Raw genomic sequence first — 25,970 nt, forward strand, 5'->3', positions numbered from 1 at the left:
GCGGCGTTGGGTACGCGGGCCGTCACGACGGGTGCGAATCTTCGTGTGTTCGAGCCCGATGCGCCTGATCTCCTCAGATCTATGGCAGTCTGGAGCGCGTCATGAGCCACGATCGCCGGCACCCGCCCACCGAGCCGGAGCAGTACTACCCTCGCCAGGAGTCCGCCCGGTCACGGCGTACCGACCTGCGCGAGCGGCCGTCCTCCCGCTCCTCGGATGCGTACGCCCCGCAGTTCGACGGGGGCCCGCCCTGGGACGGGGCTTCTCCTCAGGACGGTCCTCCTCGGGACGGCGGACCGTATCGGGACGCCGCGCCCCGCCAGCCCGGACCCCGGGCGCAGCGCCGGGCCGCCCGTCGTCGAGCGCAGATGCGTCGCCGTCGCGTGCTGGCGCTGGCGGTCCTGGTCATCCTGGTCGGCTCGGTCGCCGGGTTGCTCCTGCGTAGCCCGTCGTCACCGACCGAGACCGCTGCGGGCCCGTCGGCGCCGGGACCGGCTCCGTCCGCGTCGGTCTCGGCGAAGGCGGCCGCTGCCCCCGACCCGTCCGGCGCCACCACCGCCACCGTCGAGTCGACCGGCGTCCCCGAGACCGGTCCGGGCACCTTCGCGTACGCCGGAGGCACCGGCAAGGTGCTGGGCACCGCCGGGACGCTGCGGAAGTATCAGATCGCCGTCGAGGACGAGAGCGGGCAGAACGCGGCCGCCTTCGCCACGGCGGTCGAGAAGATCCTCGGCGACTCCCGGAGCTGGATCGCCGGCGGCAAAACCAAGTTCCAGCGCGTCCCCAAGGGCTCCAGCCACGAATTCGTGATCTACCTGGCCACCCCGGCGACCTCGGAGAAGATGTGCGCCGCCGGCGGCCTGCACACCGAGCGCTACACCTCGTGCCGGATCAGCGGCCAGGTGATCATCAACCTCGCTCGGTGGCTGACCGCGATCCCGGACTACAACGCACCGCTCGACGTCTACCAGGCGTACGCGATCAACCACGAAGTCGGTCACCAACTGGGGCTCTACCACGAGGCGTGCCCGGGTCGGGGACAGACCGCGCCGGTCATGCAGCAGCAGACGTACGGGCTGAAGGGCTGTGTCGCGAACTCCTGGCCCTACATCGACGGCAAGCGGTACACCGGCCCGCCGATCCCGTGACGATGAGGCGTTGATCGCCGGGGGCGAATATATTCCCGCGTCCCACGTGGTAGACGTCATGGCCAGAATTCACAGGCGCGAGCAAGAATGGCCAAGTCGCCGCAACATCACGCATCGCAGGCAGGAGCAGAACGTGTCTTTGCCGCCGCTGGTCGAGCCGGCCGAGTCGCTCTCGGTCGATGAGATCCGCCGCTATTCGCGCCACCTGATCATCCCGGACGTCGGGGTCGAGGGGCAGAAGCGGCTCAAGAACGCCCGGGTCCTCTGTGTGGGCGCGGGCGGCCTAGGCTCACCGGCCCTGATGTACCTGGCCGCGGCGGGTGTAGGCACCCTCGGCATCGTGGAGTTCGACGTCGTGGACGAGTCGAACCTCCAGCGCCAGATCATCCACGGCCAGTCCGACGTCGGCCGGTCCAAGGCCGAATCGGCCGCCGCGTCGATCCGCGAGATCAACCCGTACGTCCAGGTCGAGATCCACAACACCGCGGTGGACCGGGAGAACGTCTTCGACATCTTCCGGCAGTACGACCTGATCGTGGACGGCACGGACAACTTCGCCACCCGATACCTGGTCAACGACGCCGCCGTCCTCCTCGGCAAGCCCTACGTCTGGGGCTCGATCTACCGCTTCGACGGGCAGGCCAGCGTCTTCTGGGCCGAACACGGCCCGTGCTACCGCTGCCTCTACCCCGAACCCCCGCCGCCCGGCATGGTGCCGAGCTGCGCCGAAGGCGGCGTCCTCGGCGTACTGTGCGCCAGCATCGGCGCCATCCAGGTCACCGAGGCGATCAAGCTCCTGGCCGGGATCGGCGAGCCGCTGGTCGGATCGCTCCAGGTGTACGACGCCCTGGAGATGACCTACCGCAAGATCAAGGTACGCAAGGACCCGAACTGCGTCCTGTGCGGCGAGAACGCGACCCAGACCGAACTGCTCGAAGACTACGACGACTTCTGCGGCGCGGTGTCGGTCGAAGCGCAGGCCGCGACCGAGAACTCGACGATCACGGCGTCGGAGCTGAAGGACTGGCAAGACGCGGGGAAGGACATCTTCCTCGTCGACGTACGCGAGCCCGCCGAGTACGAGATCGTGCGGATTCCGGGGTCGACGCTGATCCCGAAGGGAGACATCCTCTCGGGGCAGGCACTCGCGCAGCTTCCGCAGGATCGGCAGATCGTTCTGCACTGCAAGTCTGGGGTTCGGTCGGCTGAGGCGTTGGCTGCGCTGAAGGCTGCTGGGTTCTCTAACGCTGTGCATGTTCAGGGTGGGGTGTTGGCGTGGATCAAGCAGATTGATCCTTCGCTTCCCGTCTACTGACTTTTTGTTGAGCCGGAAATGAGTAACCCGCTCCGGGCGGTCAGGCTTGATCCCTCCGCGGGTTACTCATTTCCGGCTCTTTTTGGTGCCCGACCGTGGGTGGTTGCGGCGAGTGGGGTCGGACGGCGTTCGCATAGTTGAACGGCGTTCGTAGGCGCCGGTCGCTCTCCGTTTGGGTTCTGCTTTTGATTTAAGGCTGGTCGCGCCGATATTTGGTTCCTGGCAAGGCGCACGACGCCGACGTTGCCTGGTGGCAACGAGGTGGCGAGCAACGCCGCCAGGGAGCAAATAGCGGGGCGCTAACGACACGCCCTAATGGCGGCTAGGGTGGTGTGCACGTCGAAGGCGTCGCCGTCGTCGCTGGTAAAGCCGCCGTCGCTGCGTTGGAGTTGGCGGAGGCGGAGCATCGCGTTGATGATCAGCGGGTCGTCGTCGCGTACGCCGACACGCCGGTTGGCGGCCGCGAGCCAGGCGGCGTCGGCTGCGGTCAGCTCGGGCAGCCGTTCGATCAGGCGCTGCTGGAGGCGTACGGACTCGTAGAACATGTCGTGCCGGTAGAGGACGGCGGCGGACAGCCAGGTCGCGACCAGGAAGGTCGGCATCGTCCCGTCGGGTTGCACTTCGGTCCGTAGCGCTTCGGCCGCTTTCACGACGACGCCCGCGTACGCCCCGCCGGGCCGGTCGTCGAGGGGGCCGGCGGAGCGGGCGTCCTGCCCGGCGACGGTGAGCCAGAAGGCGGCGTTGGCCGTGATGTAGAGCCGAGCCTCGGGATCGCCGGGGACTGCCCACGGCGGGGCGATGTCGGCGAGGCTGGAGTCTTCCTCCCAGCTGCCGTCGGCGTGCTGTCGAGTGGTCAGCCAGTCGAGGGCGCGGCGGGCCGGCTGTCGGCCGAGCGCGCCGAGGTCGTCGAGTTCGGCCAGCCGGAAGCACGTGGCGTCGACGGAGGCGACCCCGTCGGCCCAGTACGCCGGCCAGCCGCCGTCGCGGCTCTGGCCCGCCTCGGCCTTGTCGCGGATCTCTTCGGACGGCGCGGCCCCGGTCCTCAGGTACGAAAGGCGGGCACGGTCGACCTGGTCGCCCTTGGCCACCACGAAGCCGATGGCCGCGTCCATGTCGATCACGGAGAAAGGCTAGACGGTCACCGAGCGCACCCTCAACGGCCGGACGTGTGATCTTCGGGGTACCAGGAGGTAGTCTGCATGATCACCCGACCGGCCCTAAGCTGCACGCCTTCCTCCGCAAGGAGCTGTGCGGCCCGCTGTTCGTGCCCCGGCGGGAGCCGTCCTGACGAATTGACGACACGATGCCATGGGACCCCGCCGCCGTAGCGGGCCATGATCGTGCCGACCTGACGTGCCGAGCAGCGGCCCGAGACGTCGGCGAGGTATTCGGCGATCGCGCCGTAGCTCATCACCCGGCCGGCCGGGATCCGCTCGACGAGCTGCAGGACCTGCTCGCGATACTCCTCAGGGCTCACATCGCGCCACACTATGGGATCCACCCGACATCCGCGGATTCACGCAGGTCAGAATGGTCCGGTGCGGCAGACAGTCACGAACGCGCGGCGCATCGTGGTCAAGGTGGGGTCCTCCTCGCTGACCACCGCGTCCGGCGGTCTCGACGCGGCCCGGCTGGGTGCGCTGGTCGAGGCGCTCACCGCGGCCGATTTGGCGGGCAAGCAGATCATCCTGGTCTCGTCGGGCGCGATCGCGGCCGGCCTCGCCCCGCTCAGCCTGCCGCGCCGACCGCGGGACCTGGCCACGCAACAGGCGGCGGCCAGCGTCGGCCAGGGGCTGCTCATGCACGCGTACACCGCGGCGTTCGCCGCCCATGGGCGTACGGTCGGGCAGGTTCTGCTCACCGTCGACGACGTCACGCGCCGCTCGCACTACCGCAACGCGCGGCGTACCCTCCAGCGTCTGCTCGACCTGGGCGTGGTCCCGATCGTCAACGAGAACGACACGGTGGCCACGAGCGAGATCCGGTTCGGCGACAACGACCGGCTCGCCGCCCTGGTCGCCGCGCTGGTCGAGGCCGACCTGCTGATCCTGCTCTCCGACGTGGACGGGCTGTACACCGGTGACCCCGCGCTGCCCGGCTCGACCCGGATCGACCTGGTCCGCGGCGAGGACGACCTCGACGGCGTCGCCATCGGCAGCGCCGGCAAGGCGGGCCTCGGCACCGGCGGGATGGTCACGAAGGTCCAGGCCGCGCGCATCGCCAACGGCGCCGGCATCCACGTCGTCCTGACCTCCGCGCCCCAGGCCCCTGCGGCCCTGTCCGGCGCCGAGGTGGGCACTCTCTTCACGGCCCAAGTGGTACGCGCATCGGCGCGCCTGTTCTGGTTGGCCCATGCCACCGAAGCGCGTGGGCGGCTTTTCCTGGATCCGGGCGCGGTGGCAGCCGTCGTCGATCGGCGGAAGTCCCTGCTGCCGGCCGGGATCACGGGAGTGGACGGGGCCTTCTCCGCCGGCGATCCGGTGGATCTCGTCGACGAGGCCGGCAAGCCGGTGGCCCGAGGGCTGGTCAACTACGACGCCCTGGAACTGCCCGGCCTGCTCGGCCGGTCGACGGTCGAACTCGCCGCGTCGCTCGGCCCGGCGTACGAGCGTGAAGTCGTGCACCGCGACGATCTGGTGCTGCTCTGAGAGGGATGAAGATGTCGGTCACCGAACTGGCGCAGCGCGCCCGCATCGCCGCCCGCACGCTGGCCACCGCCACCCGCGCCGTCAAGGACGACGCCCTGGTCGCCATGGCGGACGCGCTCGTCACGCGTACCGACGAGATTCTGCGGGCGAACGGCGTGGACGTCGCGGCGGCGCGGGAGGCGGGCACCAGCGAGTCGATCGTCGACCGACTGGCGCTGACCCCCGGGCGGCTGGCGGCGATCGCCGACGGCCTGCGGCAGATGGCCGCGCTGGCCGACCCGGTCGGCGAGGTGGTGCGCGGCTCGACGCTGCCCAACGGCCTGCAGTTGCGGCAGGTACGCGTGCCGTTCGGCGTGGTCGGCATCATCTACGAGGCGCGGCCGAACGTGACCGCCGACGCGGCCGGGCTGACCTTGAAGTCGGGCAACGCGGTGCTGCTGCGAGGCTCGTCGAGCGCGGCGAACTCGAATGCCGCCATCGTCGACGTCCTCCGCGAGGCGATCGCGAAGACGGGACTGCCTGCCGACTCGGTGCAGTTGGTCGATCCGTCCTCCCGCGAGACCGTACGCGACCTGATGCGCGCCCGTGGCCTGGTCGACGTGCTGATTCCGCGCGGGGGAGCGGGCCTGATCCGCAGTGTGGTCGAGGATTCGACGGTGCCGGTGATCGAGACCGGCGTGGGCAACTGCCACATCTACGTCGACGAGACCGCTGACCTGGACATGGCGCTGTCGATCCTGATCAACGCCAAGACGTCGCGGCCGTCGGTCTGCAACGCGGCGGAGTCGCTGCTGGTCCACTCGGCGGTGGCCGACACCTTCCTGCCTCGGGCACTCGACGCGCTGCGTGCCGCCGGTGTGGTCGTGCACGGTACCGCGCCGGTGGCGCGCTTCGGGGAGGTCGTCCCCGCGACCGAGGAGGACTTCGCGACCGAGTACCTCGCGCTGGAGATCTCGGTGGACGTCGTGGACTCGCTGGACGCGGCGATCGACCACATCACGCGGTACGGCACCGGGCACAGCGAGGCGATCGTGACCGGCTCGTTGAGCGCGGCGAACGAGTTCACCGCCCGGGTCGACGCGGCGGCGGTGCTGGTCAACGCCTCGACCCGGTTCGTCGACGGCGGCGAGTTCGGCTTCGGTGCCGAGATCGGGATCTCCACCCAGAAGCTGCACGCCCGGGGTCCGATGGGCCTGCCCGAGCTGACCTCCACCAAGTACGTCGTGACGGGGGCCGGCCACGTCCGTTAGAGGACGTGGGCGTGCCCGCCCCGGCGCGGATCGCCGGCCGCTCCGGTACGCCCCACCGCGCTGACCCCGCCGAAGTAGTGGTTGGTCTGCTCCCACTGCTGGACGACGAACCCGGCGTCGGCCAGCGCGTCGGCGCCGTCGGCCGGATAGCCCGGTTCGAGATGAGCGATCTGCCCGGCGACGTGCAGTCGGGGCGCGGCGACCGAGTCGGGCACCGAGCGCCCCTCCACCAGGTACGCGATCAGGGTGCTGAGCAGCGCCGACCGGATCCGGGACGCGCCCGCCGAGCCGACGGCGAGGTCGAGGTCGCCGTCAGGGGTCAGCACCACCAGCGGGCTCATCATCGAGTGCACCCGGTCGCCGGGGTGGATGTGCCCCGCCAACAGTTCGCCCTCGCCCAGCATCGAGTTGAGGTGGATGCCGAGGCCGGGCAGCCAGACGCCGGAGCCGAGCCCGAGGGTGTGCGTGACGACGCAGGCGTTGCCCTCGCCGTCGACCACCGAGATGTTGGTGGTCTCGCCCAGCCCTTCCGGCCGGTGCGCGTTCTCCTGGAGCGCGTGCGCGAGCGCGACGGCTCGGTCCGGGCCGCTGAGCGGGTCCAGCCGCGGCAGGGCGGCGATCGTGGGGAGCGTCCGGTTGAGGTCCAGCCGCCCGCACACGTGGCGGCCGCCCAGCGTCGCGGACCGGACCGGCCGGGAGATCGGCTGGTACGCCTCGACGTCCTTGCGGCTCAGGCTGCCGCCGCCGGCCTGGACCGCCTCGACCATGAGACCCGAGGTGTAGTCGGCGAACTCGTCGTAGCCCGAGGCGAGCAGCGCGAACGCGTCGTCGAGTCCGGGGTGCTGCAACGTGTCGCCGCCTTCGAGCAGCCGGCCGGCCGGGGCGTACGCCGGACCGCCCTGGTCGAGGATCATCGCGGGGGCGATCGACCGCAGCGCCTCCGCCTGCGGCGGCGGGATCGGAACACCCGTGTGCGCGATGTCGTACGCCGGTTGCACGATCTCGAGCCAGGGCAGATGACCGAAGCGCCGGTGCAGTTCGGCACACCCGGCCGCGACGCCCGGCACGGCGACCGAAGCACCGCCGATGGAGTAGGGAATCGGGACCCCGCCGAAGTCGATCTCGATCGGTACCATCGGTCCCGGAGTCTGGCCGGACAGTCCCGGCATGGCGCAGAAGAAGTCGACGACGGCGACGCTGCCGGAGTTGGCCGAGAAGACGGTGGCGAACCCGCCACCGCCCAGTCCGCACAGGATGGTCTCGGCGGCGCAGGAGGCGAAGGTCGCGGCGATCGCGGCGTCGACGGCGTTTCCGCCCTCGGCGAGGACGCGCAGGCCGGCCTCGACCGTCGCGGGATGTCCCGCGGCGACCCCAGCCGGTACGCGACTGATTCTCACTCCCGTACGCTCTGTGCCCATGGAGGCGGTGCCCATGCAGAACAGTGTGGCCGTCGCTCCCGCCGACAGCGAACTTCTGTCCCCGCGCGTCCGCATCGGGTACTCGCTCGGTTCGTTGGTGACGGGAGCGTTCGGCACTGTTCCCGGGCTGCTCCTGCTGCCCTATTTGACCGATACTCTAGGCGTTTCCGCTGGTCTCGCAGGGCTTTTGGTCCTCGCTCCCAAGGCCTGGGACGTCGTCGCCAACCCGCTCGTCGGCCGGGTCTCCGATCGCACGCATACGCGCTGGGGCGCGCGGCGGCCGTACCTCCTGGGGGCCGGGCTGACCCTCGCGGTGCTCTTCGTCGCCCTCTTCGCCGCGCCGTTCGGGCCCGTCCCGCCGGGCGGCAGCCCCGTCCTCGCCGTGAGCTACGTGGCGGTCGCCTTCCTGCTCACCGCGACGGCGTTCGCGTTCTTCCAGGTGCCCTACGTCTCGATGCCGGCGGAGATGACCGACAGCGCCGCCGAGCGTACGCGGATGATGACCTGGCGGGTCGGGCTCCTCGCCACCGCCATCCTCGTGTCCGGCGCGGTCGCGCCATGGATCGTGGACACCACCGGCGGCGGCATCGTCGGCCACCGGCTGATGGGTCTGTTCGTGGCGGCGCTCATGGTCATCGGCACGCTCTGCGCCTTCTACGGCACCGCCACCGCGCCGATCGGCGCCGTCCAGGCGTCCGAACCCTCGCTGCGCGCCCAGCTCAAGGTGGTCGCGGCCAACCGGCCGTTCCGCGTACTGGTGGCGTGTTTCGTCGTGCAGGCCACCGGGGTCGCCGCCATGCTCGCTGGCGTCCAGTACTTCGCCGACCACGTCCTGCACGACCACGGCGCGACGCCGTTGCTCTTCCTCACCGTGGTCTCCCCGGCCCTGGTCGTGACACCGTTGTGGCGCCGGATCGGCGAGCGGCTGGGCAAGGTCCGCGGCTACATCCTGGCCTCCGCCACCCTGACCGCGGCCACGCTCGCCCTGGTCACCGCGCCGCTCGTCCCGCATTTCCTCGTGTACGCGATGATCGCCGTGATCGGTTTCGGGTACGCCGGTCAGCAGCTGTTCGGCTTGGCGTTGCTGCCCGACTGCATCGCGTACGACACGGCCCGGACCGGCAAGCGGCAGGCAGGCGTGTTCACCGGGGTGTGGACCGCCGGGGAGACGCTGGGGCTGGCCCTCGGCCCCGGGATCTTCGGGCAGGTCCTCCAGCTCTTCGGCTACGTCTCCAGCACCACCGGCGTCTCCGCCGTCCAGACCTCGCACGCCGAGCTGGGCGTGCTGCTCGGCTTCACCCTCGTCCCGGCCGTCATCGTCGGCGTGGCCCTGCTCTTCCTGCGCGGATTCACCACGGAGGTCGTCCCGGCGGCCGCGTGAGGGTCGTACGGATTAGGCTGGACTCATGGCACAGCTGCCCGCGGTCCTCGGCCACCCCATCAAGTTCGTGCTGAACTGGGGTCGCCGCTATTCGCTGTGGGTGTTCAACTTCGGCCTGGCCTGCTGCGCCATCGAGTTCATCGCGTCCAGCATGGGCCGGCACGACTTCATGCGGATGGGCGTGATCCCGTTCGCGCACGGCCCCCGGCAGGCCGACCTGATGGTGGTCAGCGGGACGGTCACCGACAAGATGGCCCCGGCGATCAAGCGGCTCTACGACCAGATGCCCGAGCCGAAGTACGTCATCTCGTTCGGCGCGTGCAGCAACTGCGGCGGTCCCTACTGGGACAGCTACTCGGTGACCAAGGGCGTGGACCAGATCATTCCGGTCGACGTCTACGTGCCCGGCTGCCCGCCCCGCCCCGAGGCGCTGCTGCACGGCATCCTGCGCCTGCAGGAGAAGATCGCGGCCGAGGACCCGGGCATCGGCGGCGTCGACCGGCCCGATCCGCTCGCACTCACCGCCCCCGTGGTGCCGCCGCCCGCCCAGTGACCCGTCAGGGGCACTGGATGGAGGCGTAGCCGGTGAGGTTCTCGTCAGGGCGTCCGGTCGCCTCGTAACGGGCCGACACTCGCACGAAGTCGCCGGTCTCGGTGGCCGCCGTGGCACATGCCTGGTCGAGGCTCAGCCCGATGACCTCGACGAATTCGTTCCGTCCCGTCCCGGTGACCACGAAGGTCTCCTCCTCGGTCGCGTACGCGAACCTCCCGGTCGGATAGGCGAACTGGACCGTCACCCGGATCGACCCGAACCCGCTGGTACGCACCACGATGTGGGCGGCGACCTCGGCCTCGGTGAGCAGCGCGGTCACCGCCAGCGGCTGGACCTGCAACCGGGGCAGTGCCCGCGCTGGGGAGCTGATCGGCCGGCGATCGTCATCGCGACCGCCGCCGGCGATGCTGGGCGGCTCGGGCGGGTCATCCGAGGGGGTGGGTGGCGGCGTCACCGCCAGCGGCACCCGGTCGGGGCCGCGTACGTGCGGGGCGAGGAACAGGCCCGTGACGGTCAGTGCGACGGCCGCCCCGGCAGCCGCGGAGCGGGCGAGTTTCCTTCGGCGTACCCGTTGCTGCACGTGAGCGAGCGGCGGGACCGTGACGTGCGCGCGCAGCTCGGCCTCCGCATGCCTCAGCAGCGCGCGGAACCGGTCATCCGACATGATCCACCGCCCGCTCGGGGAGGAGGTGTTCGGCGAGGGTGGCGCGGGCCCGGTGCAGCCAGGACTTGACCGTCCCCTCTGCGGCGCCGGTCAGCGAGGCGATCTCGGCGATCGTCAGATCCTCCAGGTAGAACAGGATCACGGCCTGGCGGTGGCGGTCGGGCAGCAGCCGCAGGGCGCGATGCAGCGCGACCCGGTCCGGCGTGGGGCCCGGCGTCTCCACCTCGACCCGATGCTGATGCATCAGCTCCATCCCGCGCCGCATCCGCCGCCACCGGCTGGTCGCCAGGTTCCAGGCCACCCGGCGCACCCAGGCCATCGGATCGTCGTATCCGCCGACCTCACGCCAGCGGATCAGGGCGCGGCAGAACGCCTCCTGCGCGACGTCCTGCGCCTCGGCCAAATCCCCGGTATGCAGGTAGACCTGGGTGGTCAGCGAGGAGAACGTGCTCGCGTAGAACTCCGCGAAGTCGCGGGGCTCCGGCACATCGCCTCCCGAGGGGACACCGGCGGCCGAGCCGCCGAGAGAAACCTGAGTGTACAAACGGGCCGCATCCGCGTAGCTCCCGATTCCCAGCAGCGGTTTAGGATCGGCGCATGACTCCCGAAGAGGTCGGCGCCCGGCTGACCGGCCGGCTGGCCTCCGCCGGGCTGGACGCGGCCGAGGTCGGCGTCTCCGGCGGCGGCGCACACGCCCGAGCCGTGGCCGACGTGCCGTCCGCCCAGTGGGTCGCGGCCGCGCGTACCGCCCGGGACGGGCTCGGCCTGGACTTCTTCGACTGGCTGTCGGCCGTTGACGAGCTGGACGAGGGCTTCACCGTCGTGGCGCACCTCTGGTCCATCCGCGAGCGATTCGGGCTGCTGCTGCGTACGCGGCTGCCGCGGGAAGACGCCAGCCTCGCCTCGATCGTCGAGGTCTATCCGGGCGCTTCGTGGCACGAACGCGAGACCAACGAGATGTTCGGCATCGGCTTCCCCGGCGACCTGCCGCGCCTGCTGCTCACTCCGGAGTTCGAAGGCCACCCGCTGCGCAAGGACTTCGTCCTGGCCAGCCGGGTCGCCAAGCCGTGGCCTGGAGCGAAGGAGCCCGGCGAAGGCCACGGCGACGCGCCGCGCCGACAGGCGGTCCGGCCGCCCGGCGTACCGGCTCCCGGCGAATGGGGACCCTCGCCCTCAGCCAAATAGAGGGCGCGCAGTGCGTTGGCGCGGCTATAAGATCACGCGCACTTGATCTCTCTCACCGGGGAATCCGCATGCTCTCCTTCCGGGCCGTGTCCTTGTCCGCCGCTGTCGTCGCGGTGTTGTTCGTCCAGACCGCGAGTGTTTCCGCGGCTGAGACCCCGCGACCGCGCGGAATGTCGACGACTGCCGACGTCGTCGCGTCCGCTACTCGCGACACCGTCCTAACGGCACCCGCCACGGGCAAGACCGCGGCCCGCGGCGCTCGGGAGGAAGCCGCCGGGCTATGGGACATGACGCTGACCGGCACGGTGATCGATTACACCACCGGCGCGGCGTTGGCAGGCGCGTGCGTCGACCTGCTCACCAGTGAATCCGTAGTCGTGGCCGGCAACTGCACCGGCGCGGACGGCCGTTACTCGATCGTCGCCCCGAAGGGGGACTACGCGGTTCGGGCGACCTCGGCCGGATACCGCGAACTGTGGTGGAAGAACCGGTTGACCGCGGCGACGGTCTTCTTCGGCTCCGACTCGACCGCCGACTTCCGGATGATCCACCAGGCGCCCTCAGCGCATGGCCGGATCACGGATGATCAGGGGCAGCCGGTCAAGGACGCGCAGGTCACCTTCAGGAGCGCCGGCAAGGGCGATCCGGACGTTCTCGTCCGCACGGATGCCGAGGGCGATTACTCGATTCCCGAGCTGCCCCCAGGTCCCCGAACCATCTGGGTCTATGCGATCGGCAAGGGCAGCCAGCAGGTGCCCGGGCAGACGTACGGCGGAAACGTCTATCAGCTGGACGACGGCACCGACCTGGTCATCAACGAGCAGTTCCTGCCGATGTCCCGGATCGAGCTGACGATCACCGATTCCGGGACGGGCCAAGGCGTCCCGAACCTCTGCGTGGAGATCACGCCGAATCAGCTCCAAACTCCGATGTGCACCGACGCGACCGGGCATTTCGCCTCAGACATCCCGTGGGGTTCATACGCGGTGACCGTTCCAGACGCGTTGTCGAGCACCCAAACCGTCCGCTACTACCCTCAGCCTGGACAGAGTGAGAGCCACGCCCTGGTCGTGTCGCTCGGTGGGCGGCTGCACATCCCGTCCCTCACGAGTGTCAAGACCGGATCGACCGTGCCTGGCTGCGTCCTCGTCGTTCCAGTCGATACCGGCGGCGGGCGATCGGTCGTCAACGGACGCTATCCCTCGGCCTGTAGCGGGCTGACGAACGACTTCACGATCTTCCTGCCGTTCTCTGGCAAGGTGCGGCTGTTCGCGTACTCGCGCACCGGCTCCTACGGAGCCCAGTGGGTCGGACCGACCGGCGGCACCGGCGACATGACCGAGGCGCGTGTCGTGGACGTCGGCTTCAGCGCGACGACGGAAGCCCCCGCGATCCGGTTCGACGGCTACGGCGAGATCTACGGATCGTTGTCCACCTCCACCGGCGCGGACGGGGTCTGCGTCAGCCCGCTGGGGCTGCCGTTCGTCGACACCGATCCGGTGGGCGCCTGCGCTTTCACCGTGGCTGAAGGCTCGCCTCGATTCGTCGTCAAATACCTCGGGCCGTACACCTGGCCGTTGCGCTTCACCTCGGCAAGCGGCCGACCGGCAATCTGGTCGGGCGGCTCCCCGACTCGTGCGGGCGCCCTGCGCATCCCCGTCAGCGAAGACCGGCGGACCACCATTGACCAGGCAATCCCCGAGGTAGTCGGTGGTCGCGTCCAGGCCACGGTGAAGTCGGCCGCCGACGGTGACCTCCTTCTGGCGTACGACGCCGCCACCGGCGACTACCTCGGCAAGGGCACGGTCAGCGGCGGTGTGGCCATGATCGGCGGCCTCACCAACCGGCGACTGGTCCTCCAGTACTACTCGCCCGGAAAGGTGTGCTGGCCGCGGCCGCCCGCGACATCGATTCGCACTCGTGGCGACGCCAGCGTGGCCGTGACCATCGGGCAGCTCACCACCGTCAGTCTCGACGTCACGCAGCGGTGCTCGCTGCAGACGACGGTGTCCACCCCGCTACCGCGCCGCTGAGCTACGGGGCCGCTGCCGGTGGTCCCGTATGCTGCGCGTGAGAGGGGCTGCGCACGACGATCGGGATGGGGTGAGCGATGCCGGTCTGGCTGGAGTTGGCGCTGCGGGTGGGCGGCGTCATGATCGCCTTCCTCGTCCTGCCCCTGATCGTCGGACAGACCGAGCACAAGGTGATGGCGCACATGCAGGGCCGGCTCGGCCCGATGTACGCCGGCGGCTTCCACGGCTGGGCGCAGCTCGTGGCCGACGGCGTGAAGTTCGCGCAGAAGGAGGACGTCACGCCCCGGGCGGCCGACCGGCCGGTGTTCAAGTTCGCGCCGATCATCGCGTTGCTCCCGTACATGCTGGCCCTGCTGGTGATCCCGCTCGGACCCGGCGACCTGGTCGGGCAGTCCCTCGACATCGGCCTGTTCTTCGTCCTCGCGGTCCTCGGCATCGGCGTGGTCGCCGTGCTCATGTCCGGCTGGGCCTCGGCGAACAAGTATTCGCTGCTGGGCGCTTTGCGGGCGGCGGCACAGCTGATGGCGTACGAGTTGCCTCTTGTGCTGTCGGCGGCCAGTGTCGCCATGGCGGCCGGGACCCTGTCGCTGAGCGGCATCGTGGAAGCCTGGCGGCCGTGGTGGCTCGCCTGGCAGCTGCCCGCGGCGATCATCTTCTTCATCGCCGGCCTGGCGGAGATCCGGCGTCCGCCGTTCGACATGCCGGTCGCCGACTCCGAGCTGGTCTTCGGCTACATGACCGAGTACACCGGCCTCCGCTTCGCGTTCTTCCTGCTCGCGGAGTACGTCGGCATCGTGGTCATCTCGGCGTTGACCTCGGTGCTGTTCCTCGGCGGCTGGCACGGTCCCGGCCCGGACAGCCTCGGCTGGCTCTGGATGCTGATCAAGACCTTCGCCGTGGCGTTCGTCGTGATCTGGATCCGGGTCTCCTACCCCCGCCTCCGGGAGGACCAGCTGCAGCGGTTGTGCTGGCTGGTCCTGGTTCCGGTGGCGTTGGCGCAGCTCGTGCTGACCGCGGTGGTACGCGTACTGGGGTGAGCCCGCGAGGGCGCACTCACAGGGATGCGGCTCGTCCGATCTGATGATCAATCGGCGGATCGGCCGAGTTCCGCCTCTGGTGCTGACCCGGTGCTCGCGCGTGTCGGCTGTACAGGGAATGATGTGCGCATGAGTGAGGGCGGTTTCCCGGGAGCGGGCCTGGCGAAGGGGCTGGCGGTCACGCTCAAGACGATGACCCGCCGGTCGCACACCCAGCAGTATCCGGATGTCGCGCCGGATCTTCCGCCGCGGTCCCGGGGGGTGATCGCGCTGCTGGAGGAGAACTGCACCGTGTGCATGCTCTGCTCGCGCGAGTGTCCCGACTGGTGCATCTACATCGACTCGCACAAGGAAGAAGTCCAGGTGCCGGGCGCGGCCCGGCCTCGGCAGCGCAACATGCTGGACCGGTTCGCGATCGACTTCTCGCTCTGCATGTACTGCGGGATCTGCATCGAGGCGTGCCCGTTCGACGCGCTCTACTGGACGCCCGAGTTCGAGTACGCCGAGTACGACATCCGTGATCTCCTCCACGAGAAGGAGCACCTGGGCGCGTGGATGCCCACGGTTCCGCCGCCGCCGGCGCACGATCCGATGGGCGAGCCGGCCAAGGAGGAACAGGCCGCCACGAAGAAGCAACAGGCTTCGTCATGACGGGTCTCGACCTGCTGCTCGCGGGGGTCGGTCTGCTCGCGGTCGGCGCCGGCTGGGCGGTGGTCGCCACCAACCAGGTGGTACGCGCCGGGCTCTGGCTGGTGGTCTGCCTGGGTGCCCTGGCGGTGGAGTTCCTGCTGCTCGGGGCCGAGTTGGTGGCCTGGACGCAGGTGCTGATCTACCTCGGTGCCGTCGTCGTGCTGCTGCTGTTCGCGGTGATGCTGACACGGGCTCCGATCGGGCCGAGCCAGGACTTGGACCGCCGGATCGGCCCGGCGAGCGTCGTCGGCGTCGGCGTCGGGCTGAGCCTCGGCACGCTGTTCGCGGTGGCGTACGGGTGGACGAGGTATGAGCTGCCCGCCCAGCATGGCAACGCCGAGACGGTCGGCGGGCCGATCTTCACCACCTGGGCGCTGCCCTTCGAAGTCGTCTCCGTCCTGCTGCTGGGCGCTCTGATCGGGGCCGTCGTGGTGAGCCGGGGGGCCAAATAATGCACCCCTTCATCCCGTACGCCGTCGCCAGCGCACTCTTCGGCCTCGGCGTCCTCGGCGTGCTGCGGCGGCGGAACGCGATTCTGCTGCTCATGTCGGTCGAGCTGATGCTGAACGCGGTGAACCTGATCTTCGTCACCGCCGACGCCACGCTGCCCAAGGCGGCGCCGACCGGCCAGATCTTCACCTTGTTCGTGATCGTCCTCGCCGCCGCCGAGATCGGCGTGGGCCTGGCCGTCGTGCTGCAGCTGTTCCGGCTGACGGCGGCGATCAACGTCGACGAGATCCCGCTGGCGGTGGCGGGCGACGACGACGCCGATGACTCCGGTGTGGCCGGTGCGGCGGCCGAGACTGCTGTTTCCGCTGACAAGACGGGGGTGACGGATGTCGCCTGACACCCTCGGCCCGCTGCTGCCCGCCGTTCCCGCCGTGCTCGGCCTGGCCGGCTTGCTGACTCCGCGGGGCAGCCGGCGGATCGGGGCGGCGCTCGGCGTGACCGGCGCGGCCGTGTCGCTGTTGATCGTGATCGCGCTGCTGGCGAACGACACCGCGCGCGCCGGGTTCGAGACCACCCGGGACTGGGTGACCTTGGGGAGCTTCCGGGTCACCCTCGGCGTCGCCATCGATCTGCGGGCCTTGTTGGTCGCGCTCGCCGTCGCGATCGTGGCCCTGGCGGTGCAGGTCTACTCCATCGGCTATCTCGGCGGTGCCGCTGTGGGCGGCACCGGCCGTCCTCCCGCCTCGCCTCGCGCGGCGGATCGAGCGACCGGAGCCGCTGGTGACGACCGCTACGGCCCGTACGCCGCACAGATCAGCATCTTCACCGCGGCGATGCTGGCGGTGGTCGTCGGCGGCGACCTGATCCTGGTGCTCGTCGGCTGGGAAGTGATGGGCGCCTGCTCGTACCTGCTGATCGCGCACGATCGGAGCCTGCCCGAGGCGCCGGCCGCGGCGATGAAGGCGTTCCTCGTGACCCGGGTCGGCGACGTCGGCTTCCTGCTGGGCATCGCCCTGCTCGGGGTGAACGCGCACAGCTTCCGGATCGCCGAGGTCATCCCGGCGCTGCCCCAGATGAGCCCCGGTACGCTCACCGCCGCCGCGATCCTGTTGCTCGCCGGAGTGGCGGGCAAGAGCGCGCAGTTCCCGCTGCACACCTGGCTGCCCGACGCGATGGCTGGTCCGACGCCGATCTCGGCGTTGATCCACGCCGCGACGATGGTCGCCGCCGGGGTCTACTTCGTGGCGCGGCTCTACCCGGTCTTCGAGCAGGCTCCCGGCGCGTTGACCGTCCTCGGCGTGATGGCCGCCATCACGCTGTTGCTGGGTGCGTTCGCCGCGACCGCGCAGGACGACATCAAACGCGTACTGGCGTGGTCGACGGTCAGCCAGCTCGGTTACATGACCGGCGCGCTCGCCGTCGGAGCGCCCGATGCGGCGATCTTCCACCTGCTCACCCACGCCGCCTTCAAGTCACTGCTGTTCCTCGCGGCGGGCTGCGTGATCCACGCCGTCGGGACGAACCTGATGTCCCGGATGGGTGGCCTGCGCAAGGTGCTGCCGGTGACCTTCTGGTCGATGACGATCGGGCTGGCCGCGCTCGCCGGCATCCCGCCGATGGCCGGGTTCTGGAGCAAGGAGGCGATCCTCGCCGCCGCCGAGCACGGCTCCGGCGGGACGGCGCTGGCCGTCTACCTCGCGGGTCTGCTCGGCACCTTCGTCACCGCCTGGTACGCGACCCGCCTGTGGCTGCGCGTGTTCTTCGGACCGGGCTACAACGACCACGTGCACGTGCCGAGCTGGGTGATGCAGGCTCCGGTGCTGGTCCTGGCGGTTCCGTCGGCCGGGCTGGGGCTGGGGGCGTACGCCGCGAATCAGGAGCTGACCGAACTGGACGCGCTGGCGCTGCTGCCGATCGTGCTGGTGATAGCCGGGATCGTCGCCGCCTGGTGGGGCTGGCGGCGTACGGGGGATCCGGCGAGCGTGCTCGGCGGGGCGCGCGGCTTCATAGCGTCGGCCTTCGGGCTTGACGCCGTCCAGAACGCGCTGGTCGTCGCCCCGGTACGCGGGCTGGCCCGGCTCACGCGTACGGCCGACGAGTCCGGCGTGGACGGCGTGGTGACCGGCGTCGGGGTGGGCACGCTTGCCCTCGGCGGCTCGCTCAGCCGCTGGCATCGCTCGGGCATCCCCCGGGCGCTGGCTGGGGTGCTGATGATCGCCGCGGCCTCCGTCGTGGTCTTCGCCCTGAATGGACTGCTGAGATGAGCGTGCTGCTGATTCTGCTGCTCGCCGTGCCGCTGGCCGGTGCGATCGCCGCCGGGCTGCTGCCGGATCGGGCCGGGCGGATCGTGGCCACGGCCGCCGCGGCGCTCACGTTCGTCGCGTCCTTGCCGTTGGCCGCCGATCGGGGCGACGGACTCTGGCATCAGGTCGGCTACGACTGGGTGGAAGGCTTGGGGATCCGCTTCGCCCTCGGCGTCGACGGGATCTCCTACCCGCTGATCGTGTTGACGACCCTGTTGACGCTGCTCTGCTGCGCGTACACGGCGTGGCGGGCTCCGGCGGACCGGCCGTCCGGCGGCAAGCTCGCCGCGCTGCTGCTCGCCATCGAGGTCGGCCTGATCGGCGTCTTCACCTCGCTCGACCTGGTGCTGTTCTTCATCTCGTTCGAGGTCGTGCTGCTTCCGATGTACGCCGTGATCGCCGGCTGGGGCGGGCCGGACCGCCGCCGCGCCGCCCGGAAGTTCGCGCTGTACACGCTGTTCGGCTCGGTGCTGCTCCTGGTGGGCGTCCTGGGCATCGGAACCTCGGCGGGAACCTTCGACATCGCCGCTCTGACCGCCAACCCCACCCTCTCCCGCGGTACGCAGATCGGCCTGTTCGTGGTGCTCGCCATCGCGTTCGCGGTGAAGGCGCCGTTGTGGCCGCTGCACACCTGGCTGCCCGACGCGCACACCGAGGCGCCGACGGTCGGCAGCGTGATCCTCGCCGGCGTGCTGCTGAAGATGGGCACGTACGGGCTGATCCGGGTCGGGCTGGGCGTCCTGCCCGAGGGCGCGAAGGCGGTCGCCGGCGTGCTCGGCGTGCTGGCCGTCGCCGCCATCGTCATCGGCTCGCTGGTGTGTCTGGCCCAGCGCGAACTCAAGCGGCTGATCGCGTACTCCAGCGTCGGGCACATGGGCTTCGTCCTGCTCGGCATCGCCGCCGGGGCGGCGAGCGGCGGGCTGGCCCAGTCCACCGGGGTTCAGGCAGCGCTGCTCGGCAACATCGCCCACGGCATCATCACCGGCCTGCTGTTCTTCCTCGCAGGCGCGATCAAGGACCGCACGCACACCGGTGACCTGCACGATCTCGGCGGACTGCGGGAGACCTCCCCCGCCCTCGCCGGGATCCTCGGCTTCGCCGCCCTCGCCAGCCTCGGACTGCCCGGCCTGGCCGGCTTCTGGGGCGAGGCGTTCGCCGTCGTCGCCGCCGTTCAGCAGGGTGGCGGCTGGCTCTGGCTGGCCGTCATCGCCGCCGTCGGCGGAGCGCTGACAGCGGCGTACCTGTTGAGATTGTTGAGGCGGGTGACCCACGGTCCGGCGGCGCCCGCGGTGACCGGGATTCCCGCGGTGACCGTGGCCGAGGGCCTGGCCTGGGCGCCGCTGGTGCTGCTCGCGCTGCTCATCGGCCTGGTGCCCGCGCTGGTCAACGGGTACGTGCTGGAGTCGATGCCGAGTCTGGTCGAGGCGGTGGCGCGATGATCGACCATATCGGACTGTTGCCGCTCTACCTCGCGGCCGGCACCGCCGTCCTCGTCCTCGTCGCGGACCTGCTGGTCGGCCGGGTCGCGGTCACGCTCGGCGCGGGCGTGCTAGGCGCGCTCGCGACCGCGGTCGGCTCGGCGATCGTCGGCTCGGGCGACGCACGCACCGCGTTCTGTGTGGACAGTGGCTGCTCGTGGGTCTTCGGCGACACGGCCACCCTCCTCGCGGTCGCGGTGGCGGCGATCGCCGCGCTGGTGCTGCTGCTCTCCGCGCCTACGCTCACGCGCGGCGACCTGCCCACCGGCGAGTACGCCTTCCTGCTGGCCGCCTCCATGACGGGCGGTGTGGCGCTGGGCGGGGCCCAGGATCTGATCACGCTCATCGTGGCGCTCGAAACGCTGACCTTGCCGCTTTACGCGCTGGTCGGGTTGCGCCGCAAGTCCGCCGAGTCGGCGCAGGCGGCGGTCACGTTCCTGCTGACCAGCGTCGCCGCGACCGCGGTGACCCTGCTCGGCGCGGCGCTCATGTACGCCGCCACCGGTCAGGTGCACTTCCGGGCGCTGTCGACCGCGCTCGACGTGACCGGACCCGGGCGGCCGCTGGCCGGGGCGGGCCTGGTCCTGCTGCTGGTCGGGCTGGCGTTCAAGGTCGCCGCCGTCCCCGCGCACGCCTGGGCGCCGACCACCTACGACGGTGGTCCGCTGCCGATCGCGGCGTACCTGTCGACCGCTTCGAAACTCGGCGGCCTGGTCGCCATCGTCTACGCCGCCGTCCAAGTCGGACCGGCGTGGACCCGGGTCACCGGCCCGGTGCTCGGCATCATCGCCGTCGCCACGCTGCTCGTGGGTACGCTCGTCGCCCTGCGCCAGCAGCGGATGGTGCGCCTGCTCGCGTGGTCGTCGGTGGCGCAGGCCGGCTTCATGCTCGCCCCGTTGGCCGCCCTGCACGTCGTCGAGGCCGGCCCACTGGTCACCGCTACCTTGGCGTACGCCGTGATTTATGTGGCCGTCGAACTGGGCGCCTTCGCCGGAGTGATCTCGTTGCGTCCGGCCGGAGCCGACGGCGGCACCCTTGCCGAGTACGCCGGACTGGGCCGGACCGCGCCGGTGCGTTCGGCGGCGTACGCGTTCGCGGTGGTGGGGCTCGCCGGGCTGCCGCCCGCGCTCGCCGGCCTGTTCGCCAAGGTCTTCGTGATCCGGGCGCTGGTCGACGCCAAGGCGTGGTTCGTGGTGGCCGCCGCTGCGATCGCCGCCGTCGTCGGGCTCGCCGTCTACCTGCGTGCGGTTCTGCCGCTCTACCGCGACGGGGAGGGTACGCCCGCGCCGCGCGCCTCGATCGCTGTCGCGATCGTGCTCGCTGTCGTGACGCTGGCCGCGGTCGTGGTCGGCTTCTTCCCGCAGTTCGTCCTCGACCTCACCACCTGACCGTTCGCAGCTCCCGCCGGCCGCACGTTCGCTGCTCCCGCCGGCCGCACGTTCGCTGCTCCCGCTGGCCGCACGTTCGCCGCTCCCGCCGGCCGCACGTTCGCTGCGGATCACGGTTATGCAGCCATCCTGGGCCGCGGGAGGCATGCGTAACCGTGATCTGCACGGAAGCACTGAGGAGCGAAAAGGGGTCAGGCGGAGGAGCGGACGACGAGTTCGGTCGGCAGCACCACCGACGAGGGGATGTCCTCCCCGGCGACGAGCCGGAGCAGCTGCCGGGCCATCTCCCGGCCCTGGCCGATGATCGGCTGCCGCACCGTCGTGAGTGGAGGTTCGGCGTATCGGGCTTGTTCGACGTCGTCGAAGCCGACCAGGGCCACGTCGTCCGGCACTCGCCGACCGGCCTCGCGGAGCGCCGTCAACGCGCCGAACGCCATCAGGTCCGACGCCACGAAGACGGCGTCGAGGTGGGGGTCGTCCGCGAGGAGCTGGCGCATCGCGACCGCACCGGATTCGCGGGTGAAGTCGCCGACGGCGACGATCGAGCGCCGGTCGGAGTCCTGGAGTTCGCGCCGGTAGCCGGCGAGCCGGTCGATGCCCGCGACCATGTCCTGCGGGCCGGCGACGGTGGCGATCCGGGTCCGGCCGCGCTCCAGCAGGTGGCGTACGGCCAGCCGGGCTCCGCCGACACTGTCGACCTCGACATACGGAACGGTGCTGCGCCCGAGCGGGCGGCCGCCGCAGACCACCGGGATCCCCATCCGGTGCAGCGAGTTGGGCAGCGGATCCGCTCCGTGCATCGAGGCGATGATGACCCCGTCGACGTGGCGTGCGAGCGCGTACCGCTCGATCCGGTCGTGGGCCGACGGCGAGCCGCCGACCATGAGGACGAGCTGTTTGTCGGCCGCTTCGAGTTCTTGCGACACGCCCCGGATGAAGCCGGGGATGGCCTGGTCCTCAGAGAAGACCCGGAACTCGCTCTCTGGGAGGATCAGCGCGATCGAGTCCGTACGCTGCGTGACCAGGCTGCGGGCGGCCTGGTTCGGCACATAGCCGAGTTCGGCGATGGCCCGCTGGACCGTCTCGCGGATCGCCGGGGTGACGGTGGGGGAGCCGTTGACGACGCGGGAGACGGTCGCCCGGGACACCCCCGCGCGCTCAGCCACCTGCTCCAGAGTGGGTCTGCCGGTCATCTTTCCACCCCGCATCGCCGCGTTGATCATGGACTTTTCACCCCCGACACTCTGACTGCACTCCTGGCGGCTCGCGCAAGCGCTCCCCGGCGCGAGACCAGGGTTAACTCCATGATCGACGAGGCGGGAAGAGGCCAGGGGTCAGCCGACTCGGAGCGCCTCGAGCAGGGACTCGTCCCCGGCCAGCTCTAGCACGTCGAAGCCGACGCGGCCGTACATCGCCAGGAGCAGGTCGGACGCGGTCCCGGACGCGGAGACGCGCGGGTCGGGCTCCTCGCTGTCGAGGATCGTGTCGGTGTCCAGCAGGGCGACTCCCGGGCCGCGCAGCCGCAGGAACCACTCCTCGTCGGTGTCGGCGGCGAGCAGGTGCACCACCCCGATCTTGTCGATCGGCCCCTTGCGGCGCGTCCCGCCCGCCGGGAGCCAGGTGTCGAGCACCTCGCTGACGCCGTCGGCGGCCAGCTTGTCCTCGATCGGTTCGGCACGTGCGATCGCCATCTGGGCGTCCCAGCGGTGCACCGCGGTCTCCAACGCGAGGCGGCGGTCCCAGAACGCGACCTTCTTCGCCTGCGGCGCCCAGTTCCAGGCAGGCATGTCGGGGTCGAGCGCGTCCAGCGTGGTGAGCAGCCGCTCGGCCCGTTCGTCGAAGACCCCGATGGCCTCGGCGGCCGGGGGACGCTGGTCGGCGGGGGTGCCGGCGTCGATCGGGGGTAGCTGCGGGTCGGTGCTCAGCCCGCGGCTGAGGTGCGACAGGTGCCGTTCATAGACATAGGTGAGGTGGTGAACCAGATCGAGGATGGTCCACCCCGGGCATGAGGGAACCTCGATGTCCGGGTCGGCGTCGAGCGCCTCGGCCGCCGCCGATCGGAAGGCCGAGATCTCAGGCCGCAGAGCGGCCAGCCAGAACTCCTTGCTGCCGTGCGTCCTGCTCATCCGGTCCTCCCGCGTACCGCCGTCCCGAGCACAGCTTAGGGTGAGTGCGTGCCTGAGGTCAGCCCTGATGTGTCGCTCGCTCGCTGGACCACCCTTGGCCTGGGCGGTCCCGCCCAGCGGATGATCGTCGCGAACAGCGTCGATGAGATCGTGCAAAGTGTACGGTCCGCCGCCGACGGCCCCGCGTTGATCCTGGCGGGCGGGAGCAATGTCGTCGTCGGAGACGACGGCTTCCCCGGTGTCGTCGTGCTCGTGCGGTCGGCCGGCTGGACGGTGACCGCCGACGACGGCGGCACCGTTGACCTGGTGGTTCAGGCCGGTCAGGACTGGGACGGCTTCGTCGCGTACACGGTCGCCGAGGGGCTGGCCGGAGTCGAGTGCCTGTCCGGCGTACCGGGGTCGACGGGCGCCACGCCGATCCAGAACGTCGGCGCCTACGGCCAGGACGTGTCCGAGGTGATCACGGCGGTGACGGTCCTCGACCGGCTCGCCGACGAGGTCGTGGAACTGTCCGCGGCCGAGTGCGAATTCGCGTACCGCGGCAGCCGGTTCAAACACAACGACCGGTGGGTGGTCCTGTCCGTGGCCATGCGCCTGGTCCGTTCGCCGCTCTCCACGCCCATCCGGTACGCGGAACTGGCGCGACGCCTCGGCGTGGAACCCGGCGACCACGTGAATCTGGGGCAGGTTCGCGAAGCGGTGCTCGCCCTTCGCCGGGGCAAGGGCATGGTGCTGGATCCGGAGGATCCCGATACCCGGTCGGTGGGCTCCTTCTTCATGAACCCCGTGCTGTCCGCTTCCGCGTACCAGATGTTCTTGGCGAAAGCCGACGGCCGGGAGGGTACGACGTGGCCGGAGGCGGACGGCAAGGTGAAGGTGAGCGCGGCCTGGCTGATCGAGAACGCCGGATTCCGCAAGGGGTACGCGCGCGGCGGCGCGGCGATCTCGGGCAAGCACACGCTGGCCCTGACCAACCGGGGTGGCCGGACCGAGGATCTGCTGGAGCTGGCCCGCGAGGTACGCGACGGTGTGCACGCGCGATTCGGCGTGACCCTGCGCCCGGAACCGGTACTGATCAACTGCGAGCTGTAGGTCGTTACAGCAGGTCAGGGCGGTCGTTACGTCCAATATGGGCGTTTTGCTAAAAACGCGGCGATGGGGTACGCCCGTCGCCGCTCTTCTTATGGCGGCCGGATCATCCGCTCTTCTGGCCGCCGGATCATCCGCGGTGGCGCATGCCGCACCAGTCGCCGGACCGCGGGCGCTGCCCGCTCCGCCGGCCGCGACGGACGCGTGGGCGACCTGCCCGAACTACGCGTACATGGTGACGTTGCCGGAGGGCAGCGGACGGTCGACCTTCAACCGGTACGACATCGGCACGGCGTCGCTGGTCCCGATCAAGCAGTTCGATTTCGTCGTGAACGCGATCGGCTACTCCAAGACGCAGAACCTGGTGTGGGGCGTGCACTCGGTCGACAACGAGCCCGACACTCTCGTCCGGTTCGGCTCGCAGGGCGACCTCGTTGAGGTGGGCGTACCGGAGGACGCGTCCGGCAACCCGTTGACGAAGTTCGAGGCGCTGGCCGGCACGGTCGACGGAAACACCTACATCGCGCATACGCGTACGCCGGCGAACCACCTGATGACGATCGACATCGACCCGGCCAGCTCGACGTTCGGCCAGGTGAAGACGGATGTGGCGCTGTCGCGTACATCGCCGGGGCGGAGCTATCTCAACGTCGGCGACTGGGACGTCTACGACCAGGACGGCCTCCTGTACGCCGTCGAACTGGACAGCAACTTCCGCAAGCTGGTCAAGATCGACCCGGCGACGGGCCAGGTGACCGACGCGGCGACCGTGACCGCCGACCTGCCCGACAGCGCCAACTACGGTGCGGCCTTCATGGAGGACGGCAGCGGCAACTTCTACGTCGGCGCCAACAACGTGCTCTCCGGCGGTACGCCGACCGGCCAGAGTCAGACCTTCATGCTGCGTACCGGGCTCACGCCGCCGCTGACCACGGCGTACGGGAAGGGCGGGGCGCTGCGTGTCAACGACGGCGCGGACTGCCTGCTCGCGACGGACTTCGGCGACGCGCCCGACTCGTACGGCACGCTCGACGACTCCGGCGGTCCGGCACACGTGCTGTCGTCGTACCTGCACCACGGCAAGAAACTGCGGATCGGGGCGAACATCGACGCCGACCTGGACGGGTTCAACGACGCGGACGCCAAGGTCGACGACGACAACGTCCCCGGCATGAACGACGAGGACGGCGTACCGGCCGGGACGAGGTTCACCTCGACCAAGCCGAAGCTGACGGTGAAGATCACGAACACGACCGGGCTCGCGGCCGTGCTCGCCGGGTGGCTGGACAGCAACCGGAACGGCGAGTTCGACGACGCCGAACGGGCCATGGTCCCGCTCAGCGCCTCGGCGACGAGCGCGACGCTCACGTGGAAGGCGTTCTCGCTGCCGAGCGCGTCGGCGAAGTCGTTCCTGCGGCTGCGTGTCTACGAGGCGGGCCGGACCGAGGCCGCCGGGCGTACCCGCGCCGGCCGCACCGAGGCCGGGCCGACGCCGGGCGGCTGGGTCGACGGCGGCGAAGTCGATGACCACGAAGTCACCCTGGTACGCACCACCGCCGCGCGCGCGGTGACCGCGGTGTCGAAGCCGAAGGTTCAGATCGACCCGGACACCTGGCCGGCGAACAGCGACGGACCGAAAGACCTCGACGACGACGGTGACGTCGACCAGCACGACCTGGACCTGGCGCTCGCCGCCACCGGGTTCGTGCTGCGGCCCTACCTGTTGCTCGGGGTCGGCATGGTGCTGCTCGGCCTGGTCATCCTGATCCTGGCCCTGATGGTCGGCCCCAAAAAGGTACGCCGCCGGATCTGAT

The 25,970-nt window shown here is 70.4% G+C and carries 24 protein-coding genes; 17 read left to right on the plus strand and 7 right to left on the minus strand.

Annotated elements, in window-relative coordinates; translation table 11 throughout:
- Positions 1-101: 101 nt before the first annotated feature.
- Both HDA40_RS24565 and moeZ read left to right on the plus strand, forming a co-directional pair.
- The gene (locus HDA40_RS24565; protein ID WP_253759804.1) at positions 102-1,148 is read left to right on the plus strand and encodes a DUF3152 domain-containing protein; all 1,047 of its coding nucleotides are present in this window, start codon (positions 102-104) and stop codon (positions 1,146-1,148) included.
- A 133-nt stretch (positions 1,149-1,281) separates the two neighbouring features.
- Complete coding sequence (gene moeZ / locus HDA40_RS24570; RefSeq protein ID WP_253759806.1) at positions 1,282-2,463, plus strand: adenylyltransferase/sulfurtransferase MoeZ; 1,182 nt, start codon at positions 1,282-1,284, stop codon at positions 2,461-2,463.
- 299 nt (positions 2,464-2,762) lie between these two features.
- Here moeZ and HDA40_RS24575 read toward each other — a convergent pair whose 3' ends face one another.
- The gene (locus tag HDA40_RS24575) at positions 2,763-3,575 is read right to left on the minus strand and encodes a prenyltransferase/squalene oxidase repeat-containing protein (RefSeq protein ID WP_253763788.1); all 813 of its coding nucleotides are present in this window, start codon (positions 3,573-3,575) and stop codon (positions 2,763-2,765) included.
- Positions 3,576-3,616: 41 nt separating this feature from the next.
- Entirely contained in the window at positions 3,617-3,940 is a 324-nt protein-coding gene (locus tag HDA40_RS24580) for an MGMT family protein (RefSeq protein ID WP_253759808.1), read from the minus strand.
- Positions 3,941-4,001: 61 nt separating this feature from the next.
- Between HDA40_RS24580 and proB the strand changes: the two genes are divergently transcribed.
- Entirely contained in the window at positions 4,002-5,111 is a 1,110-nt protein-coding gene (proB, locus tag HDA40_RS24585; RefSeq protein WP_253759810.1) for a glutamate 5-kinase, read from the plus strand.
- Positions 5,112-5,122: 11 nt separating this feature from the next.
- Entirely contained in the window at positions 5,123-6,361 is a 1,239-nt protein-coding gene (locus HDA40_RS24590; RefSeq protein WP_253759812.1) for a glutamate-5-semialdehyde dehydrogenase, read from the plus strand.
- Here HDA40_RS24590 and HDA40_RS24595 read toward each other — a convergent pair.
- Complete coding sequence (locus HDA40_RS24595; RefSeq protein WP_253759814.1) at positions 6,358-7,794, minus strand: gamma-glutamyltransferase; 1,437 nt, start codon at positions 7,792-7,794, stop codon at positions 6,358-6,360. The genes HDA40_RS24590 and HDA40_RS24595 overlap by 4 nt on opposite strands.
- Here HDA40_RS24595 and HDA40_RS24600 point away from each other — a divergent pair.
- Together HDA40_RS24600 and HDA40_RS24605 are read left to right on the plus strand one after the other, a co-directional pair.
- Positions 7,778-9,160 carry an MFS transporter gene (locus HDA40_RS24600; protein WP_372502943.1) on the plus strand — a complete coding sequence of 461 codons (1,383 nt, stop codon included), beginning with the start codon at positions 7,778-7,780 and terminating at the stop codon, positions 9,158-9,160. The genes HDA40_RS24595 and HDA40_RS24600 overlap by 17 nt on opposite strands.
- Before the next feature lie 25 nt (positions 9,161-9,185).
- Positions 9,186-9,713 carry an NADH-quinone oxidoreductase subunit B gene (locus HDA40_RS24605; protein WP_253759818.1) on the plus strand — a complete coding sequence of 176 codons (528 nt, stop codon included), beginning with the start codon at positions 9,186-9,188 and terminating at the stop codon, positions 9,711-9,713.
- A gap of 4 nt (positions 9,714-9,717) precedes the next feature.
- On the opposite strand, the gene HDA40_RS24610 is transcribed toward HDA40_RS24605, so the two are convergent.
- The gene (locus tag HDA40_RS24610) at positions 9,718-10,377 is read right to left on the minus strand and encodes a hypothetical protein (RefSeq protein WP_253759820.1); all 660 of its coding nucleotides are present in this window, start codon (positions 10,375-10,377) and stop codon (positions 9,718-9,720) included.
- Positions 10,367-10,864, minus strand: a complete 498-nt coding sequence (locus HDA40_RS24615) for a SigE family RNA polymerase sigma factor (RefSeq protein ID WP_253759822.1) — start codon at positions 10,862-10,864, stop codon at positions 10,367-10,369. Before HDA40_RS24615 ends, HDA40_RS24610 begins: the two co-directional genes overlap by 11 nt.
- A 110-nt stretch (positions 10,865-10,974) precedes the next feature.
- Here HDA40_RS24615 and HDA40_RS24620 point away from each other — a divergent pair, with 110 nt between their 5' ends.
- From HDA40_RS24620 to HDA40_RS24660, 9 genes are all read left to right on the plus strand, one after another.
- On the plus strand, positions 10,975-11,562 hold the full coding sequence (locus HDA40_RS24620) for an NADH-quinone oxidoreductase subunit C (protein ID WP_253759824.1): 588 nt from the start codon (positions 10,975-10,977) through the stop codon (positions 11,560-11,562).
- Between the two features lie 68 nt (positions 11,563-11,630).
- Positions 11,631-13,595, plus strand: a complete 1,965-nt coding sequence (locus tag HDA40_RS24625; RefSeq protein ID WP_253759826.1) for a carboxypeptidase-like regulatory domain-containing protein — start codon at positions 11,631-11,633, stop codon at positions 13,593-13,595.
- Positions 13,596-13,672: 77 nt separating this feature from the next.
- A complete protein-coding gene (gene nuoH, locus HDA40_RS24630; protein WP_253759828.1) occupies positions 13,673-14,632 on the plus strand; it encodes an NADH-quinone oxidoreductase subunit NuoH in 960 nt (319 codons plus the stop codon).
- A gap of 129 nt (positions 14,633-14,761) precedes the next feature.
- A complete protein-coding gene (locus tag HDA40_RS24635; protein ID WP_253759830.1) occupies positions 14,762-15,283 on the plus strand; it encodes a NuoI/complex I 23 kDa subunit family protein in 522 nt (173 codons plus the stop codon).
- Positions 15,280-15,774, plus strand: coding sequence for an NADH-quinone oxidoreductase subunit J family protein (locus HDA40_RS24640; protein ID WP_253759832.1), 495 nt, complete (start codon positions 15,280-15,282; stop codon positions 15,772-15,774). Before HDA40_RS24635 ends, HDA40_RS24640 begins: the two co-directional genes overlap by 4 nt.
- Complete coding sequence (gene nuoK, locus HDA40_RS24645; RefSeq protein WP_253759834.1) at positions 15,774-16,169, plus strand: NADH-quinone oxidoreductase subunit NuoK; 396 nt, start codon at positions 15,774-15,776, stop codon at positions 16,167-16,169. Before HDA40_RS24640 ends, nuoK begins: the two co-directional genes overlap by 1 nt.
- Complete coding sequence (locus tag HDA40_RS24650) at positions 16,159-18,036, plus strand: NADH-quinone oxidoreductase subunit 5 family protein (protein ID WP_253759836.1); 1,878 nt, start codon at positions 16,159-16,161, stop codon at positions 18,034-18,036. The genes nuoK and HDA40_RS24650 overlap by 11 nt, the downstream gene beginning before the upstream one ends.
- Positions 18,033-19,514: a complex I subunit 4 family protein gene (locus HDA40_RS24655; protein ID WP_253759838.1), complete on the plus strand. Its 1,482-nt coding sequence runs from the start codon at positions 18,033-18,035 to the stop codon at positions 19,512-19,514. The genes HDA40_RS24650 and HDA40_RS24655 overlap by 4 nt, the downstream gene beginning before the upstream one ends.
- Positions 19,511-20,941, plus strand: a complete 1,431-nt coding sequence (locus tag HDA40_RS24660) for an NADH-quinone oxidoreductase subunit N (protein WP_253759840.1) — start codon at positions 19,511-19,513, stop codon at positions 20,939-20,941. Before HDA40_RS24655 ends, HDA40_RS24660 begins: the two co-directional genes overlap by 4 nt.
- Positions 20,942-21,132: 191 nt before the next feature.
- Here the strand turns inward: HDA40_RS24660 and HDA40_RS24665 are convergent, their stop codons facing one another.
- Entirely contained in the window at positions 21,133-22,134 is a 1,002-nt protein-coding gene (locus tag HDA40_RS24665; protein WP_253759842.1) for a LacI family DNA-binding transcriptional regulator, read from the minus strand.
- A gap of 141 nt (positions 22,135-22,275) precedes the next feature.
- A complete protein-coding gene (locus HDA40_RS24670) occupies positions 22,276-23,067 on the minus strand; it encodes a maleylpyruvate isomerase family mycothiol-dependent enzyme (protein WP_253759844.1) in 792 nt (263 codons plus the stop codon).
- A 48-nt stretch (positions 23,068-23,115) separates the two neighbouring features.
- Between HDA40_RS24670 and HDA40_RS24675 the strand changes: the two genes are divergently transcribed.
- Positions 23,116-24,159 (plus strand): UDP-N-acetylmuramate dehydrogenase, encoded by a 1,044-nt coding sequence (locus HDA40_RS24675; protein ID WP_253759845.1) that lies wholly within the window; start codon positions 23,116-23,118, stop codon positions 24,157-24,159.
- 136 nt (positions 24,160-24,295) lie between these two features.
- A complete protein-coding gene (locus HDA40_RS42190; RefSeq protein WP_253759847.1) occupies positions 24,296-25,969 on the plus strand; it encodes a GEVED domain-containing protein in 1,674 nt (557 codons plus the stop codon).
- The last annotated feature ends 1 nt before the right edge of the window (position 25,970 follow it).

It is taken from the genome of Hamadaea flava (assembly GCF_024172085.1).
Classification (GTDB): Bacteria; Actinomycetota; Actinomycetes; order Mycobacteriales; family Micromonosporaceae; genus Hamadaea; species Hamadaea flava.

What these genes read in the sequence shown, in the direction of transcription:
- HDA40_RS24595 (WP_253759814.1), bottom strand. Translation starts at nt 7,794, where the DNA reads ATGGGCACCGCCTCCATGGGCACAGAGCGTACGGGAGTGAGAATCAGT.
- HDA40_RS24670 (WP_253759844.1), bottom strand. Translation starts at nt 23,067, where the DNA reads ATGAGCAGGACGCACGGCAGCAAGGAGTTCTGGCTGGCCGCTCTGCGG.
- HDA40_RS24575 (WP_253763788.1), bottom strand. Translation starts at nt 3,575, where the DNA reads ATGGACGCGGCCATCGGCTTCGTGGTGGCCAAGGGCGACCAGGTCGAC.
- HDA40_RS24660 (WP_253759840.1), top strand. Translation starts at nt 19,511, where the DNA reads ATGATCGACCATATCGGACTGTTGCCGCTCTACCTCGCGGCCGGCACC.
- HDA40_RS24620 (WP_253759824.1), top strand. Translation starts at nt 10,975, where the DNA reads ATGACTCCCGAAGAGGTCGGCGCCCGGCTGACCGGCCGGCTGGCCTCC.
- HDA40_RS24605 (WP_253759818.1), top strand. Translation starts at nt 9,186, where the DNA reads ATGGCACAGCTGCCCGCGGTCCTCGGCCACCCCATCAAGTTCGTGCTG.
- HDA40_RS24665 (WP_253759842.1), bottom strand. Translation starts at nt 22,134, where the DNA reads ATGACCGGCAGACCCACTCTGGAGCAGGTGGCTGAGCGCGCGGGGGTG.
- HDA40_RS24650 (WP_253759836.1), top strand. Translation starts at nt 16,159, where the DNA reads ATGTCGCCTGACACCCTCGGCCCGCTGCTGCCCGCCGTTCCCGCCGTG.
- HDA40_RS24655 (WP_253759838.1), top strand. Translation starts at nt 18,033, where the DNA reads ATGAGCGTGCTGCTGATTCTGCTGCTCGCCGTGCCGCTGGCCGGTGCG.
- HDA40_RS24590 (WP_253759812.1), top strand. Translation starts at nt 5,123, where the DNA reads ATGTCGGTCACCGAACTGGCGCAGCGCGCCCGCATCGCCGCCCGCACG.
- nuoK (WP_253759834.1), top strand. Translation starts at nt 15,774, where the DNA reads ATGCACCCCTTCATCCCGTACGCCGTCGCCAGCGCACTCTTCGGCCTC.
- HDA40_RS24640 (WP_253759832.1), top strand. Translation starts at nt 15,280, where the DNA reads ATGACGGGTCTCGACCTGCTGCTCGCGGGGGTCGGTCTGCTCGCGGTC.
- HDA40_RS24600 (WP_372502943.1), top strand. Translation starts at nt 7,778, where the DNA reads ATGGAGGCGGTGCCCATGCAGAACAGTGTGGCCGTCGCTCCCGCCGAC.
- HDA40_RS24635 (WP_253759830.1), top strand. Translation starts at nt 14,762, where the DNA reads ATGAGTGAGGGCGGTTTCCCGGGAGCGGGCCTGGCGAAGGGGCTGGCG.
- HDA40_RS24565 (WP_253759804.1), top strand. Translation starts at nt 102, where the DNA reads ATGAGCCACGATCGCCGGCACCCGCCCACCGAGCCGGAGCAGTACTAC.
- nuoH (WP_253759828.1), top strand. Translation starts at nt 13,673, where the DNA reads ATGCCGGTCTGGCTGGAGTTGGCGCTGCGGGTGGGCGGCGTCATGATC.
- HDA40_RS24625 (WP_253759826.1), top strand. Translation starts at nt 11,631, where the DNA reads ATGCTCTCCTTCCGGGCCGTGTCCTTGTCCGCCGCTGTCGTCGCGGTG.
- HDA40_RS24610 (WP_253759820.1), bottom strand. Translation starts at nt 10,377, where the DNA reads ATGTCGGATGACCGGTTCCGCGCGCTGCTGAGGCATGCGGAGGCCGAG.